Source organism: Chitinophagaceae bacterium (assembly GCA_030053935.1).
GTDB lineage: Bacteria > Bacteroidota > Bacteroidia > Cytophagales > JASGCU01 > JASGCU01.
Genome location: JASGCU010000057.1, coordinates 1 through 16,087 on the forward strand (window position 1 = coordinate 1; position 16,087 = coordinate 16,087).

Below are 16,087 nucleotides of genomic sequence, written 5' to 3' on the forward strand. Positions count from 1 at the left end.
AATTACATTATCCAATCTTGTTTTCAGAAATTGAAATTCGGGAATTGGTCTCAATTCTGCACATGCAATAATAAGGTGAATACATGCATGATAATTTGCCTCGGTGGTTTTTTCTTTGTTTATAAGGGTGTGAGAGATTTGCAATAAAAAACGATATAACTATTTTTATAACGGTTTCATTTTCAATAAAAATAGTATTTTATTGAAAATTTTATAATTTTTCAAATTATTTTTTGTTTTTTTAATGGAATTATATAATCAAGGTTTTAAGAGTTTTCTTTCCGATACTGTTTAATAGATAGGAGGATATTTATAAAAAAATGCTTTCTTTTTATTGTTTTTTTTTTGCAAGGATGTTGTTTTATTTTTCGTTTTTAATGGTTTTGAAAAGAGAAAAAGAGGGAGTGTCTGCAAAAAGTTGCTTTCTTTTTTATGAGTATAATTTTTTAATACAATAGATATAAACATATTTTTATGAAATACAGGGTATTGTTTTTTTTGATTATTCCTTATTTTTTATTTTCCCAATACCGTGAAAATGATGGGGATATCAAGCGAGTGGAGATTGAAATACACAAACATATGGAGAAATATAGAGTTTGTGTATATAAAGAAAAAGCACTTTTACTGCATCTTATTCCCCAAAAAGACAGTATGGGAAATTGGATAAAAGGTTTGTTTTTTGATAATGCACTTACTTCTATTACAGAAAAAGAATATCTGATACCCAAAACTGTAGGCACGGACTTATATTTTATAGGTATTCCTCACGAGCAAGAGAGTGGGCATGTGTATGCCTTATATTCAGAGAGTTCTCAAAAAGCAATGTATTTATTAGATATTGATATGAGGACAGCGTTCTATTCGGTATATAGAATAAGTTATTTGCCTATAGGTGCATCTATATTTTATTTTTCTGTTATAGATAATACCATTGTTTTTGGAATAGATGGGTATATGGGTATAGGAAAAAAAATAATTATCCACAAGATCAAAGAAAATAAAACATCCACCCTGTTGCAATCCTTTGACCCACTGTATACTATAGATATTACATCACATGTTGACTCAAAGCATTTTTCAGTGATATCCACCCAAAAAAAATATGCAAAGCCGATGGAAGTAAGAGTTTTTTCTACCGATGGTGATATGGTGAGTAATCTAAGATTGTACCCACCCACTCACAAGTTATTTTTTAATGGGAGAGTAGAAGAATTACCAAATGGAAAAGTATATATATCAGGGGAGTTTGGGAGAAAAAATTCAGAATTTTCTTCCAAAAAACCACTTTGGGAAGAAGGTATCTATTTATCGAGCATAGATACAGGAGGAGAGATAAAAAACTATACCTTGCATTTCTCTCAAAGTAGTAAAAGAATTATATCAGAGATACACCTTCCTGAACAAAAAAAGAAAAAATACCAGAATGGAAACTATCAGTTTACTTTCTATGATATAAAAAAGTATGGAGAAGGTTCTTTGATAGTTGCTCATGTGAGCAGGTATGGAAAATACTCCGATGGAAATTTATACAAGAAATATGAAGTGGTCCCCCCTTCTCCAAAAAAATACCCCCGTTCATACTCGTCTTATTCCCAATCTTTTTTGCACTCTACATCTCCCGCTCCTACAACTCCCAAATATGAAAGTAATGATGCCCGAAGGGCATCTGAATCTCCTGATAGTTGGAATGCTCCTTATAACCCATCGTATCCTTATTATTCAAGCAACCGACCTGTAATTCATACTCATTCCTACTCCATTGATTCTGTAAAAGCTCCATCTACAAATTATCATCCTGAAGAACTCTTTGAAGCAACATATTATGAAAATGACATAACAGTGGATAGGTTAGTAACTGCTTTGGATACCGAAAGTAACATTCTATGGCAGAACTCTTTTGAAGTACCTGATACTCTCGGTGAGAATTCTTTATGGATACATAACCACGATAAGTATCCGATGTTTGTTTCTCATCATAAGAATACTATCTATCTCAAAACTATTTTTCCAAATAAAATAGAGGAACAAACAATTCCTCTTTCTTTCAAATATCCAAATGATAGTATAAAATTGGGAACTGCTACCATACAAAGTGGGGATGACAATTCTTTATATATATATGGGGTTCAGCATATAAAAAATCTAAAAGATAAGAATGTTCCTTTAAATAGAAAAGTTTTTTATATTACAAGAGTAACAATAAATGAATAAAACAGTCAAAGAAATTGGTTTTAGGATATACATTTATTTGAAAGCGGGAATACCCGTTATATAGTTTCCGAGTATAAGGAGATGTATATCGTGAGTTCCCTCGTATGTGAGGACGGATTCTAAGTTCATCATGTGTCTCATCATAGGGTATTCGTCTGTAATCCCCATCGCTCCGTGGATTTGCCTTGCTTCTCTTGCTATGGTAAGGGCATTTTCTATGGCGTTTCTTTTAGCGAGAGATATTTGTGGGGTTGTTGCTTTTCCTTCGTCCATCAGTTTGGCTAGTCGCCAATTTATGAGTTGTGCTTTTGTTATTTCGGTGAGCATTTCGGCAAGTTTTTTTTGGATGAGTTGAAAAGAAGCGATTGGTTTTTCGAATTGTACTCTCTGTAAAGCATATTTTTTAGCAGCATCATAACAATCCATAGCTGCTCCCATTGCTCCCCATGCGATTCCGAATCGTGCTTTATCGAGGCACATCATAGGTGCCCCTAATCCACTTTTGTGAGGAAGGATATTTTTTTTTGGAATTTTCACATTATGAAAGACGAGTTCTCCTGTGCAGCTGGCTCGGAGTGACCATTTTCCGTGTGTTTCTGGTGTAGAAAATCCTTCCATTCCTCTTTCTACTATTAATCCTTGTATCCTTCCTGTTTCGTCCTTTGCCCAGACGACAGCTATATCGGCTTGAGGAGCATTGGATATCCACATTTTTGCTCCGTTTAAGAGATAGTATTCTCCTGCGTCTTTTATATTGGTAAGCATTCCTGAAGGATTAGAGCCAAAGTCAGGTTCGGTTAGTCCAAAGCATCCGAGCATCTTTCCGCTTCCTAGTTTTGGTAAATATTTTCTTTTCTGCTCCTCACTTCCGAAGGCATAGATGGGAAACATTACTAATGAACTTTGTACGGATACCGTTGACCGCATACCGCTGTCTCCTCGTTCTATTTCTTGCATTATAAGACCGTAAGAGGTGTAATCTAATCCGCCGCCTCCGTATTCGGAAGGGATAGTGGGGCCGAAGACTCCTACTTCTCCAAATTTTTGAACTATGTGTTTAGGAAATTCGTTATTTTGGCACCATTTTTCTATGAAAGGTGTTATTTCTTTTTTTACGAAAGTTCTGATGCTGCTTCTTATCATCTTTTGTTCTTCTGTCAAAAGGTCGTCTATGTTATAAAAATCGGGTGATTCAAAGGTATCTTGTCTCATTTTTATGGTAATAGTTTTTTTACTATGGTGGATATAATTTTTCCGTCTGCTTTGCCTGCAAGGTTTTTCATTGCTACTCCAATAACTTTTCCTGCTTCTTGTGGTGTTTTCGCCCCAATGGTCGTTATTATGTTTTGAATTTCTTTTTTTATTTCTTCTTCAGAAAGTTGTGAGGGTAAGAATTCGTGTATAACATCCAACTCGTCTTGTTCTTTTTTTGCAAGGTCTTCCCTTCCTTGTTCTTTATAAATGGTAAGTGAGTCCTTTCTTTGTTTTGAGGCTTTAGAAAGGAGCGATATTTCTGTTGCTTCGTCTATCTCTATTTTATTTCCTTTTTCTGTTTCGGCTAATAAAATGAGTGATTTAATACTTCTCAATGCTCGTAATCTCTCTTGATTTTTCTGGAGCATAGAAGTTTTTATTTCTGCATCTATTTTGTTTTTTAAATTCATTGGTTGTAATATTAGTTTTTTAGTATACTATTTGTATTATTATTTTCTATAAAATATGTTTTTTTATCTACATTTCCATTTCGTTTCTCAGTTCTTCTATTTTTTCAATTGACAAACCTGTTGATTTAGAAATAATTTCATTGTATAAACCATTCACCATTAGTTTTTTAGTTATTTCAATTGTTTTTTATTCGGCCTGGGGCTTTGCAAATGATGGGTTTAGAAGTACTAATGTTCAATTGAGCACTAATGCCCAGCTTTTGCAAAACTCCTGTTAGTTGCTTTTTTTTAGTTATTTGTCAATTTTAGTTTCATCATTATGTCGGTTTGTTCGTCATTGCCAAGTTTGAAAATATGTTTGTCAAATTCTACAAAACCATTTTTCTTGTAAAAGTTAATAGCTCTTGGATTTTCTTCCCAAACACCTAACCAAACAAAATTTACACTTTTCTGCTTGGCAATTTCAATGGCTTTGTTGTAAAGAATTTGTCCAACTTTCTTTCCGTGGAATTCTTTTAAAACATAAATTCTTTCAATTTCAAGTGCCTTTTCGTTCTTTAGTTCTGTTTGTGATTGTCCAAAGTTGAATTTTAAATATCCGATTACTTCGTTGTCAAGTTTGGCGAAATAAAATTCTGAATTTTCGTTATCAAGTTCATGTCTCAATTTATTTGTAGAAAATCCTTCCTCCAAATAATTTTGCATATTTTCTTCGGTGTTACTTTCGGAAAAGGTTTCGTGAAAAGTTTGTCTACCAATTTTTTGTAATTGGGAAATTTCGTCTTTCGTAATTTTTATTACCTCAATTATATTCATATTATATTTTCAATTTATAGTTAAGCCATTCATTATTTTTTTTGCACCTAATCGCTCATAAAATTTTCGTCCTGCTTTATTCCAAGGTGCAGATGTCCACGTTATTTGACTACCATTATTTTGTTTTGCTTCCATTTTTAAAGCATTCATTAATGTAATTGTTATCCAATTTGTTGTCCCCCATAATTTTCGTCAAGATAAATCTCTTTCATATAAATCGATGGGCTGTTTTTGGCTGTGTATGGAAGAAAACAATAGACAAACACACCTGCAATTTTTCCATTAAAGTCAATTTTTTCGCTGTCAGTTTCCTTTGCTTTTCTTATTATTATGTCTATAAATATTTGTTTTGACGGTCATTCGTAAGGTTGCGGCTAACTACTTTAAACCTCATTTTTGCTTTTAAAGAATACATTTCACTTGTTTTTACATTCAAACTATCTATTATAGAGCTTGTAAGCATAGATCCATTCTTTTGAAAGTGCATAATATCTATAACTTCCATCGCTTCATTGATCTCTTTTGTTTTAAAAGAATCTCTTTTACTTCGCTATTTTAAAAAAAATAAACACCACTTGTCCAAAGCGTCTTTTGCAATATCGTTAAATTGATTCATTTTTAACAAATAATACTCGAGAAAAATATCTGTAACTTCTTGTTTTACAAATTTTTTCTTTTATTTTTCGCATAATCCTAAAATATTATTATGATGCGCTCATTTAAAAGAGGTCATCCTTTTGTAGATAAAATCTTATTCGAGGGTAAAGTAGACGAGATTAATGGAAAATACTTCCTCGGCATTGGAATAATTTTTTCTTATAAAATCATTTTCAACAATCATTTTTGAAATTCCATAAGCAATTTGTTTTTTGAATTAATAGTAAACAAATCTACTCGATTACATTTATGATTCTCATGCTCCCTATCGTTTTCACTTTCTAGTATTCGTTCTATATATTCGTTCTATTTTGAATGTATCAAATAACAATTCATTCAAAAACTTTCTATCATCATAAAAATGGCTTTATTTCTCAAAAGTTCTTTGATAAACTAATATAGGGTTATTAGTTGTTTACTCATTACTTATATATTTTTATAAAGGTATAAAAAACATAAAAAAGTAACTACTCAATGTGCTAAATTTTTTAAAAAAATTAAAAAAGTAATTATTTAGTAAGTATTATTAGATTGTGGAATTATTTGTAAAAGCTGTGTAATAAATGCTTTTATATCTAATATATTTTCAGGTAGTCCCATTTTTTGAATGTTTTATACAAATATATAAGATATACTAAATTATTATTGTAATTAATCAAGATCTAAATTTGTAACTATTTATCTACTTTTTTAATTATATAGCATAAAAATCTTATTTTATTGCATGTATTCTAAATAAAACATTTATTTTATGGAATTATTTTTAGGTAAAAGTTTTTTTGAAAAAATAAGATATGGAGTATCTATTTTTAATATTATAAGTCATTGATTATCAAGGAAACAGAGTATCTGGTTATTACAAAAAAATACTCCAAAAAAAATTGATTCATATTTAAAGATTAAGAGTTTTCTTGTATCCACTATATAAATAGTGGGGGATTAAAGCTTTAATTTGTAAAGGAAAAATTGGGGCTTTGTTAATGTAATATAGTTTTAGTAAGCTCTTTATAAAGTTTTATTTTTTTAAACAGTTAAAAATCAATTTTTTTTTAACCATAAAAAACGCTAATTTTATAAAATTTATTTTAAATGAGCAATACCGAAGAAATTAATGCCATTATGAAAGAATTTGAACAGGAAAAAGATTTAGGTAAAAAAAATATATAAATTAAATGTAAATATTTATTAACCTTTATTATAAATAAAAAAATGACATCTACTACAATAGAAGAATTAGATTGCTCATCTCAAGGAATAGTGGATCTGAGCATTGTTGTTTTAAAATATAATACTTTAGAAAAGATAAGGTGCTATAAAAATAAAATAGTGACTTTACAACCCATATCCAGGTTTCGGGATCTCAAAGTATTAGATTGTTCTTTTACAAAAATTAAAGATTTAGAGCCGCTTCGTGAGCTTACCTACCTTCAGGAATTATATTTTTATAAAACACTTGTTGATTCTTTGGAACCTATAGGTAATCTTATTCATTTAGAGTTTTTATCTTGTGGTGGGAGTAATATTTCTCGATTGGATCCCATTCAAAATTTTTTGGAATTAAAGGAGTTGGATTGTTCTTTTACTAAAATAAGCAGTTTAGTTCCTTTATATAATCTAAAAAAGTTAGAGGTGCTTTCTTGCTATGGAACAAAGGTAACCTCGGAGGAAGTACAAAATTTTTGTATGTATAATCCAAAATGTGAGGTTAGTTATGATTTATAATATTGGAATAAAGGGGTTGTTAGCTCAGTTGGTTTAGAGCACTACCTTGACAGGGTAGGGGTCATCGGTTCGAATCCGTTACAACCCACTTTTTTATATATATTATATGGCACTTTTGTATCTATATCGGAGGTTTTTTTCTGTGGAGGGTACCATTCTAAAATTCCTTTCTTCCATACAAAGAGTAGCCCCCCAGATACTACGAATAAAAATAATACTATCTCCCCTACAATAATCCAATCAAAAATAATATTTGTGGTATTCTTAAAGATCAAAAGTATAGGAACTAAAAAGATAATTTCTATATCAAAGAGTATAAAAAGAATTGCTCCGACATAATATTTTATATTAAAAGCACCTAACATATTACCACTTGCTTCTTCTCCGGATTCATAGCTACTTAATTTTTCGGGGTTCGGATTCTTTTTTCTTATGAATCGGAATATGAACAAGGAAAAAACAGTGAAAAAAGTGCTTCCTATAATATAATATAAAACGTTCATTTTTTATAACGTTATTGTATGAAAGGAGTAGTTTCTATTTTTGAAATTTTTTTCTTAGCATGTCTAATTTTGTTTGAAAGTCTTCTTTTACATTTGCTGTTTCTATTTTATTTTGTTGGGGTTTGCTTTCTTCTTTTTTATTATAAGGTTTTGTTTTTTGGTTTTCATGGGTGGTTTTGGTTTCGGAAGTTTGTTTTTTAATAGGAGTAGTACTTCCTGTTTTATGGGTGTTTATATTCCCTGCAAAAGGGTCAGATTTGAGCGAGAGCGAGATTCTTTTTCTTGGTCCGTCTATTTCCAATACTGTTACCATGACTTTTTGTTGGAGTTTTACTACTTCTAGTATATCGTGTACAAATGTGTCAGAAATGTGACTTTTGTGTATTAATCCGTCTTGATGAACACCAATATCTACGAATGCTCCAAAATCAGTTAGATTAGTAATGACACCTGGTAGTTTCATTCCGACTCGGATATCAGATATTTCTTTTATTTTTTCTTCAAAAGAGAAAGCTTCGAATGTTTCGCGTGGGTCTCTTCCTGGTCGTGCTAATTCTTGAAGTATGTCCTGTAAAGTAGGGAGTCCTACTTCTTCGGTTACGTATTTTTTAATATCTATTTTTGCTCTCATTTCTTTTTTAGTCATAATATCTTGTATGGTGGCATTTATATCTTTTGCCATTTGCTCTACTAATTTATATCTTTCGGGATGGACGGAGCTGGCATCGAGGATATTGTTTCCGTTACGGATTCGTAGAAAGCCTGCGGCTTGTTCAAATGCTTTTTCACCCATTCGGGGTACTTTTTTGAGAGCATCTCTATCGGGGAAAGCACCATTTTGATTTCTATACTCCACTATATTTTTGGCTAGTTGTTTTCCTAAACCAGAAACATAAGCTAAGAGTTCTTTGCTTGCTGTATTGAGTTCTACTCCTACTTTATTTACACAATTGATGACTATATCGTCTAATGATTTTTTGAGATAATTTTGGTCTACATCGTGTTGGTATTGCCCTACTCCTATAGATTTTGGGTCTATTTTTACGAGTTCTGCGAGCGGATCCATAAGTCGTCTTCCTATGGAAACAGCTCCTCTGACGGTAACGTCTTTATCTGGGAATTCTTCTCGAGCGATATCAGAAGCAGAGTAAATAGATGCGCCGCTTTCGTTTACCATTGCAATAATTATTTTGGAAGATGCGAAGAGAGATTTCACAAATGATTCTGTTTCACGACTTGCGGTACCATTTCCAATAGCAATGGCTTCTATTCCGTATTTTTCTATCATATATTTCAGTTTTGATGCTGATTTGATGGTATCTTTCTGTGGTTCGTTTGGGAAGATAACTTCATAATCTAAAAGGTCACCTTCGCTATTAAGAGCAACTACTTTACATCCCGTTCTAAATCCAGGATCTATGGCAAGGATTTTTTTTTGTCCTAAAGGGGCTGCCATAAGGAGTTGTTTTAAGTTTTCTGTAAATACTTTTATAGCAATTGTATCTGCATTGTTTTTAGAATATAAGCGAACCTCTGTTTCCATAGATGGTTTTAGAAGTCGTTTATAGCTATCCCTGATAGATTCTTTTACCAATTCGGATGATGCCCCGTTTCCTTTTACAAAAGTAGCATCTAATATTCCTAAAGTTTCCTCTTCAGGAGGGTATATGTCTATGGATAAAAACCCTTCGTTTTCACCTCTTCGGAGAGCGAGTAATCTATGTGATGGTATTGTGTTGATGGGTTCTGAGAATTCAAAGTAGTCCTTATATTTTTGTCCTTCTGTTTCTTTTCCTTTCATAATACGAGAATAGATGATGCCGCTTTTTTTGAAAGTATCGCGCATTGTTTTACGAACTTCTATATTTTCATTTATTATTTCGGCTATAATATCTTTAGCTCCTTCTAATGCATCTTTTATAGTATCTACACCTTTTTCTAACTGAATATATTTCATACTTTCCACTTCTATTTCTTCGGAATTTTGGTCTAGTATCCATAGAGCAAGGGGTTCTAATCCTTTTTCTCTTGCTATAGATGCTTTTGTTCTTCGTTTTGGTTTATAGGGTAAATAGACGTCCTCCAAAGATGCTAATGTTTCTGTTTCCATTATCTGTTTCATAAGAGCATCGGTCATTTTTCCTTGCTCATCTATTGATTTTACAATGGATTCTCTTCTTTTATCTAATTCTCGTAATTGTTCTATTCTATCTCGGACTTTTGTTATAAACACTTCGTCCATACTTCCAGTCATTTCCTTTCTATAACGTGATATAAAAGGGACAGTTGATCCTGAATCTAAAAGGTCGACAGTTGACTGTACATTCTTGACTTCTAATAATAATTCTTTGGCAATTTTTCGAAAATGAATCTCATTCATCATAAACTATACTTCTCTTTATTTATATTTTTTCTTTTTTTAAAATAAAAACAGGGAAAGCATCTGTTCCCTGTTTTATATATATTGGTGTCATTATTGGTGTGTCATCTGTTTAGATGCTTGTAAATGGAATTCTACATTTACGGTGTTATAGATAAACTTGTCTTTGAGTTTGTCCATTGCTTGTGTTTCATCACCATATACTAAATTCCAATCTTTTCTATCTATGTTAAATTTTGCTTCAGCTACGAGAACGTCGTTTTCTAGTACTATACTGGTTGGAATAGTTATACTTTTTGTGATGCCTTTCAGTGTAAAATTTCCTGTAACTAAATGTGTTGGATTTGAAACAATAAATGTAGTAGCAGATTCAGGTGTAAAGTCGGTCTTAAATTCTTCTTTATCTTGAATTTTTGATGCATCAAAAGGTTCTACGGCTACTATTTCAAATCTTGCGGTGGGGAAGCTATCTGCTTGAAAAAAATCAGGTGATAGAAGATGTCCTTTTAATTTTGCATTTTCTTCTGCATCTATGGGTATATCTGATACGGTAAGTGTTTTTATATCTATTGTAAAATTACCACTTACTACTGATCCATTACTAACAGATATATGTCCTTCTGATATAGCGAATGTTCCATTGTGTTTTCCGACGGGTTTACTCCCAATCCATTTCACAATATTTTTTTCTCCCATCTCTATCATGTAATGATCTCCCGATTCGGTGCTTGCTATGAGTGCTTCTCCTGTGGATGTATTCTTCGTTCTATTACATCCTGTAATACTAACTATTGCAAAAAGAGCAATAGACATAAATACTAACTTCATAAATTATGTTTTTTTGTTTTTAGTGAATTGATTATAATTAACTTAATTAAAATGTAAAATAATGGCAATTTACATTTTTTTTAGAACATTTCATTATATAATTAAAATACGTATAAAAATAATGGAAATATTTTCAGAAAATGTAAAAATTATAAGTTATAAGTTGTGGGTTATAAATTTTAAGAATGGATATAGGTGTGAAAAATGAAATAGAACTTTGGAAAAACATAGAGAGTGTTCGAAAGATCATTTTTACATATGAGTTTTAAACTTACTGATAATCAAACAGTTATAAAACTACGAGTGTATCATAAAGTAATTTTTTGGAGTAAATTCATAATATTTATAAAATGTGTTATAAAAAGATTCTTTTATTTTCTTATAATATGTATGTGTTTATTTTATTTCTTATTATTGCATTTTGAAAATATTGTATTTATTTATTTGTTCTGCAATGCAAATGATTTCCAAAAAAAGTAATGCAAGAGTTCTCATGGGCAGAAGAGGAGAAAAACTTGCGAGTGATTTTCTGACACAGCAAGGGTATACTCTTTTAGCACAAAACTATAGATATAAAAAAGGGGAAATAGACATTATAGTATCCAAATCGGATATATTAATCTTTGTAGAGGTAAAGACAAGAAAAAATTCTCTTTACGGGTATCCCGAAGAAAGTGCCATGAGAGAAAGTAAAAAGGAAAAAATAATAGAAACGGCGGAGGGCTATGTAATGGAAATAAATTGGAAAGGGAACATACGGTTTGATATAATAAGTGTTATTCTCAGAAAAGTTCCCGAAATAAAACAATTTACAGATGTCTTTTAAAATGATGTGTTTTTTAGAAATACAATACTGATTCTTAGTTATTTTATATACAGATGAAAAATCTTTTTATGTTCGCAGTGAGTGTGTTGTGGTTTCCAAATCTGGTGTATAGTTTTGGTGGTTTTTTAGAAAATAAAGGACAGTGGGATGCTTCTGTGCATTATAGAGCAGATATGCCCGTTGGGTATTTTTTAGGAAGAGAAAATGGGTGGGTATATCTTTTAGAAGAAAGGCAATCGCATCATACAGTGGATTCTCCTTTTATGAATCCTTTTCAAGAGACGGAGGAAATAAAATATCCGCAAGCGGTTCATGTTCTTTTTCATAATACGAACAAAGTAAATATTAAGGGACATAAAACAGATGGTGTTCCTCATAATTTTTTTTTAGGGAACGACCCTAAAAAATGGGGACGGGATGCCAAACAGTATGGAGAAATATGGTATTGTGGAATATATGAGAACACGGACTTTCAGGTGATACACACAGAGAGGGGGTTGAAATATAATATATGGGCATACGCGGGGGCAAAAGTAGAGGATATTTCTTTGGAAATACAAGGGGCAAATGCAGTATATCTTTCAGAGGGAAGTTTAGTGGTGGAGACAAATTTTGGGAAGATATATGAAAAAATACCCAAAACATATCAGGTTTCGGAGTGTGGAGATACTACCTTTTTCAAGGCAGAGTATGTTTTAGAAAAAGAGAGAATCCGCTTTCGTATAGAAGGGGATTATGATAGAGAAAAGACTTTGGTCATAGATCCTGAAATTGTTTTTAGCACCTATACGGGTTCTACAGAAGATAATTGGGGAAACACCGCTTGTTTTGATGATGAAGGAAATAGTTATGCGGGAGGTACTATTATGGGAGCTAGCACGGGAAGATTTGTTCCTTCTCCAGGTGCATTCCAATCAAATTTTTATCCATCAATAATTAATCGTCGTATTACCGATGTAGTCATCACCAAATTTGATAGTTCGGGGAAAAATCTTTTATTTTTTACTTATTTGGGAGGGGAATATTCGGAGTCCCCTACCAGTATGATAGCAGATAAGAATGGAGATCTTTTTATTTTAGGAATTACGGGGTCAGAAAGATTTCCTACTACTCATCTTGCTTACGATATAACTTTTAATGGTGGGGATAGCACAGATGTTTTAGGAGTAATATATCCTCGGGGGACAGATATTTTTGTGGCTCATCTCCGTAGAGATGGGACCGAGCTTTTCTCTTCTACCTTTTTTGGGGGTGCAGACAACGACGGTATACTAAGTAAAATATCAGACAAGCTAAGGAACCCTTTGGACCAGAATTATGGAGATATACTCCGAGGAGAAATATATATTGGACCGGATGATAATATATACATTGCAGGAGTGACGAGTTCTCGAGATTTTTCCACCAGCAAAAATGCTTTTCAAAGCAGATATGGTGGAGGACAGACAGATGGAGTAGCGGTAAAATTAAAAAAAGATCTTTCAGATATTCTATGGAGTTCTTATATTGGTGGTGATGGTGAAGATGCCGCAAGGTCTATACGGGTAGATACACTCGGAGAAGTATATATAGGCGGATCTACCAACAGTAATGATATCCTAATACGAACATATCGTAATGCTTTTGTAAATGGGTATAACGGAAAAATAGATGGTTTTATAGCATTAAAAAATGATACCTCCTCAAGCATAAAAAAAATTGTATTTCTCGGAACCCCCGAAGATGACCAATTATATCTTATAGATTTAGATGACCAAGGGTATGTTCATGCCCTCGGACAAACCCGAGGATCTTATCTTGTGTCCCCTGGAAAATATTTTAATAGAAACGGAAGACAATTTATTCATAAGTTTAATAAAGATTTAGGCACAGAATGGTCAACTGTTTTTGGAAACATAGATGGAAACAGCAACCTTCCTAATATATCCCCTACTGCTTTTTTAGTGAGTGTTTGCAATAATATCTATATATCAGGATGGGGAGGAGGAAATAATTCTATAACTTACCGAAATCTAGATTTTACAATTAATTATCTTGGCAGTTATTTCAACGGAAATACCTTCAATATGCCTATAAGCGCCAATGCTTACCAATCTGTCACAGACGGAAAGGATTTTTATATGATGGTGCTCAGTATTAATGCTGATGAATTTCTCTATGGTACTTACTTTGGATCTATAGAAAGAGTAAATCCTTTTAATCCTGGTTTAGGAAGTGACCACGTAGATGGGGGAACGAGTAGATTTGATAAAAATGGAATTGTATATCACGCTGTTTGTGCGGGTTGCCTAGGAGTTAATAGCTTTCCTACTACACCAGGTGCTTTTTCAAATGTAAATAACTCTGGAAATTGTAATCTGGGATTGTTTAAATTTAATATATTGGTGCTACAAGGAAGTTTTGACATTACTGCAGAAGGTAATACATACCTTGATAAAGATACTGTTTGCGACATACATACTTTTTCTTTTGAAAATACTTATACCTACGGAGAAAGATTTATTTGGGATTTTGGAGATGGGGTTATTAAGGAAAACGATAGAAATACTTTTATAACAACACATACTTATCCAACCCTCAAAATCCAAAAAACATACACTACCACTCTTACCATATACAATAAAAATGCCTGTATTGGAACACTTGTTGTCCAAAAGCAATTAACCATAATGCCACGCCCATTGTTTTCTATCACTCAAAGCGATGTTCTTTGCTATGGACAAAGCAAAATGCTCACAGCCACGGGAGGAAGATTGTACAGATGGACTCCCGAAACGGGACTATCTAATCCTAATATTCATAATCCTGTTGCTACCCCTCAAAGAACCACTACCTATACCGTTACTATAACTAATGGAGAAAAAAGATGCGACACCACGGCAACAGTGACTCTTTTGGTAATCCCCACAGAAAAAGAACTGCAACCATTCAACATTACGAATCTCGAAGGAATGAACGCACAGCAAGGATGCATTGCGTCCACTTTTATTTTCAAAAATAACAATACTGAAACACGTTACTCTCGTTGGGAATTAGGCGATGGAACTACCATAGAAAATAAAGACAGCATATCTCATCAATATACTCAACCGGGAACATACACAGCCAGACTCGATCAAAGAACAAAATGCTCCCCGCTTACCACATTTACCAAAAAAATAACCATAGCAGAACCATCTGCCTCCGAAAGTAAAACTATTTGTGAAGGGGACTCTCTTACATTATCCGCAACAGGTGGAAGTACTTACGAATGGAGCAGTAGTGATGGAAGTATTTCTTCCACTGCCTCGCAAATACACATACGCCCTAAAAAAACTACCACTTATATCGCTATTATTCGCAATGATTTTACTATTTGTACCTTAGAAAAAAGAATAACTATCACGGTTATTCCAACTATAACCGCAGAAATAAATATAATTCCAAAATATACCTGCTACGGAGTGAAAGAATTTAATTTTCAGGCAATAACTCAAGAAGGAAATACGGTGCAATGGGATTTTGGAGATAAAACCACAGGAATAGGAAAAGAAGTAACACATATTTTCCCCGAAGAGGGCAACTATAGTATCTCTATTGCTCTCTCACAGGAAGGATGCTCCCTTGCCAAGAACCATTCTGTAAAGGTAGAAAAACTTTTTATACCCAATGTCATCACACCAAATGGGGATAATAAGAATGATAGATTTGAAATTACCTATTCCCAACCCATCTCTCTCCTCATAATAGATAAAGATGGAAGTACTCTCTATAAATCCTCCCAGTATGATAACACTTGGGGGGCAGGGAACGTACCCGCGGGAACTTATTTTTATCATATAACGATTGCTGATAAAACCTCCTGTAAAGGATGGATACAGGTTTTGAAATAATCTCTCAAAGAATGTGGAAAATACAAAAGTAGAGACACTGCATGCAATGTCTCTACTTTAGGTTTTTAAGGGATACCGTTTTTATGGTTTTAATTTTTAGAACCACTCAAAATTACAAGTGTATAAAAAAAGAGAGGGAGAGAGAAGATCTCTCCCTTACTCTTCATTCTTTTTTATTTAGTTAGGATGTAGTTCGGGAACTATCCTCAGATTAGGATAACCATCAACAGGATTGTTATTACCAGTAGTAGAAGTAAGACTTGTATCAAATATACCACTTGTAGAATATCCATCCCATAATCCACCCAAGCCCCAGTTAGAACGTACTTTTGTTATTGGAGGAAATGTATCTATACCACTATAAGCACAACTAGGAATCGGATTAGTATACGGACAAAGGTCGCTTCGTCCCCAACTAAATGTCATAACTGGTTGTTTTGTTATATATGCATCCAATAACCAAACATAAACACGAGTATTAAAATCACTAACATTAATACTATTAGAACCATCACCTGATGATGCAATTATTGGAACGGGTCTATTATTCTCCAAAGAAGCCCTTACCAAAGCGTCAGAATAGCTAACAGGAAGGGGAACAGTAA

General features: G+C 32.9%; 11 protein-coding genes and 1 tRNA gene. 5 read left to right on the top strand and 7 right to left on the bottom strand.

From position 1 onward, the window contains the following. The first annotated feature begins 582 nt into the window (after positions 1-582). On the top strand, positions 583-2,214 hold the full coding sequence (locus tag QM536_06750) for a hypothetical protein (protein MDI9356702.1): 1,632 nt from the start codon (positions 583-585) through the stop codon (positions 2,212-2,214). A gap of 33 nt (positions 2,215-2,247) precedes the next feature. Here the strand turns inward: QM536_06750 and QM536_06755 are convergent, their stop codons facing one another. The 4 genes from QM536_06755 to QM536_06770 all read right to left on the bottom strand — a co-directional run bounded on the left by QM536_06755 (position 2,248) and on the right by QM536_06770 (position 4,844). Further along, on the bottom strand, positions 2,248-3,426 hold the full coding sequence (locus QM536_06755; GenBank protein MDI9356703.1) for an acyl-CoA dehydrogenase family protein: 1,179 nt from the start codon (positions 3,424-3,426) through the stop codon (positions 2,248-2,250). Positions 3,427-3,428: 2 nt separating this feature from the next. Further along, entirely contained in the window at positions 3,429-3,878 is a 450-nt protein-coding gene (locus QM536_06760; GenBank protein MDI9356704.1) for a GatB/YqeY domain-containing protein, read from the bottom strand. A 288-nt stretch (positions 3,879-4,166) separates the two neighbouring features. Further along, entirely contained in the window at positions 4,167-4,694 is a 528-nt protein-coding gene (locus tag QM536_06765; protein MDI9356705.1) for a GNAT family N-acetyltransferase, read from the bottom strand. A gap of 9 nt (positions 4,695-4,703) precedes the next feature. Then, entirely contained in the window at positions 4,704-4,844 is a 141-nt protein-coding gene (locus tag QM536_06770; protein MDI9356706.1) for a hypothetical protein, read from the bottom strand. Positions 4,845-6,560: 1,716 nt separating this feature from the next. Here QM536_06770 and QM536_06775 point away from each other — a divergent pair. Both QM536_06775 and QM536_06780 read left to right on the top strand, forming a co-directional pair. After that, a complete protein-coding gene (locus QM536_06775) occupies positions 6,561-7,073 on the top strand; it encodes a hypothetical protein (GenBank protein ID MDI9356707.1) in 513 nt (170 codons plus the stop codon). Between the two features lie 13 nt (positions 7,074-7,086). Beyond that, a tRNA-Val gene (locus QM536_06780) sits at positions 7,087-7,161 on the top strand. A gap of 449 nt (positions 7,162-7,610) precedes the next feature. Here QM536_06780 and QM536_06785 read toward each other — a convergent pair. After that, positions 7,611-9,959, bottom strand: a complete 2,349-nt coding sequence (locus QM536_06785) for a Tex family protein (GenBank protein ID MDI9356708.1) — start codon at positions 9,957-9,959, stop codon at positions 7,611-7,613. A gap of 90 nt (positions 9,960-10,049) precedes the next feature. Further along, on the bottom strand, positions 10,050-10,784 hold the full coding sequence (locus QM536_06790; GenBank protein MDI9356709.1) for a YceI family protein: 735 nt from the start codon (positions 10,782-10,784) through the stop codon (positions 10,050-10,052). A gap of 460 nt (positions 10,785-11,244) precedes the next feature. Here QM536_06790 and QM536_06795 point away from each other — a divergent pair, with 460 nt between their 5' ends. Then, positions 11,245-11,610, top strand: a complete 366-nt coding sequence (locus QM536_06795; protein MDI9356710.1) for a YraN family protein — start codon at positions 11,245-11,247, stop codon at positions 11,608-11,610. A gap of 53 nt (positions 11,611-11,663) precedes the next feature. Continuing rightward, on the top strand, positions 11,664-15,482 hold the full coding sequence (locus QM536_06800) for a PKD domain-containing protein (GenBank protein ID MDI9356711.1): 3,819 nt from the start codon (positions 11,664-11,666) through the stop codon (positions 15,480-15,482). A gap of 177 nt (positions 15,483-15,659) precedes the next feature. Here QM536_06800 and QM536_06805 read toward each other — a convergent pair. Beyond that, the coding region (locus QM536_06805; protein MDI9356712.1) for a hypothetical protein at positions 15,660-16,087 on the bottom strand (428 nt) is incomplete at its 5' end.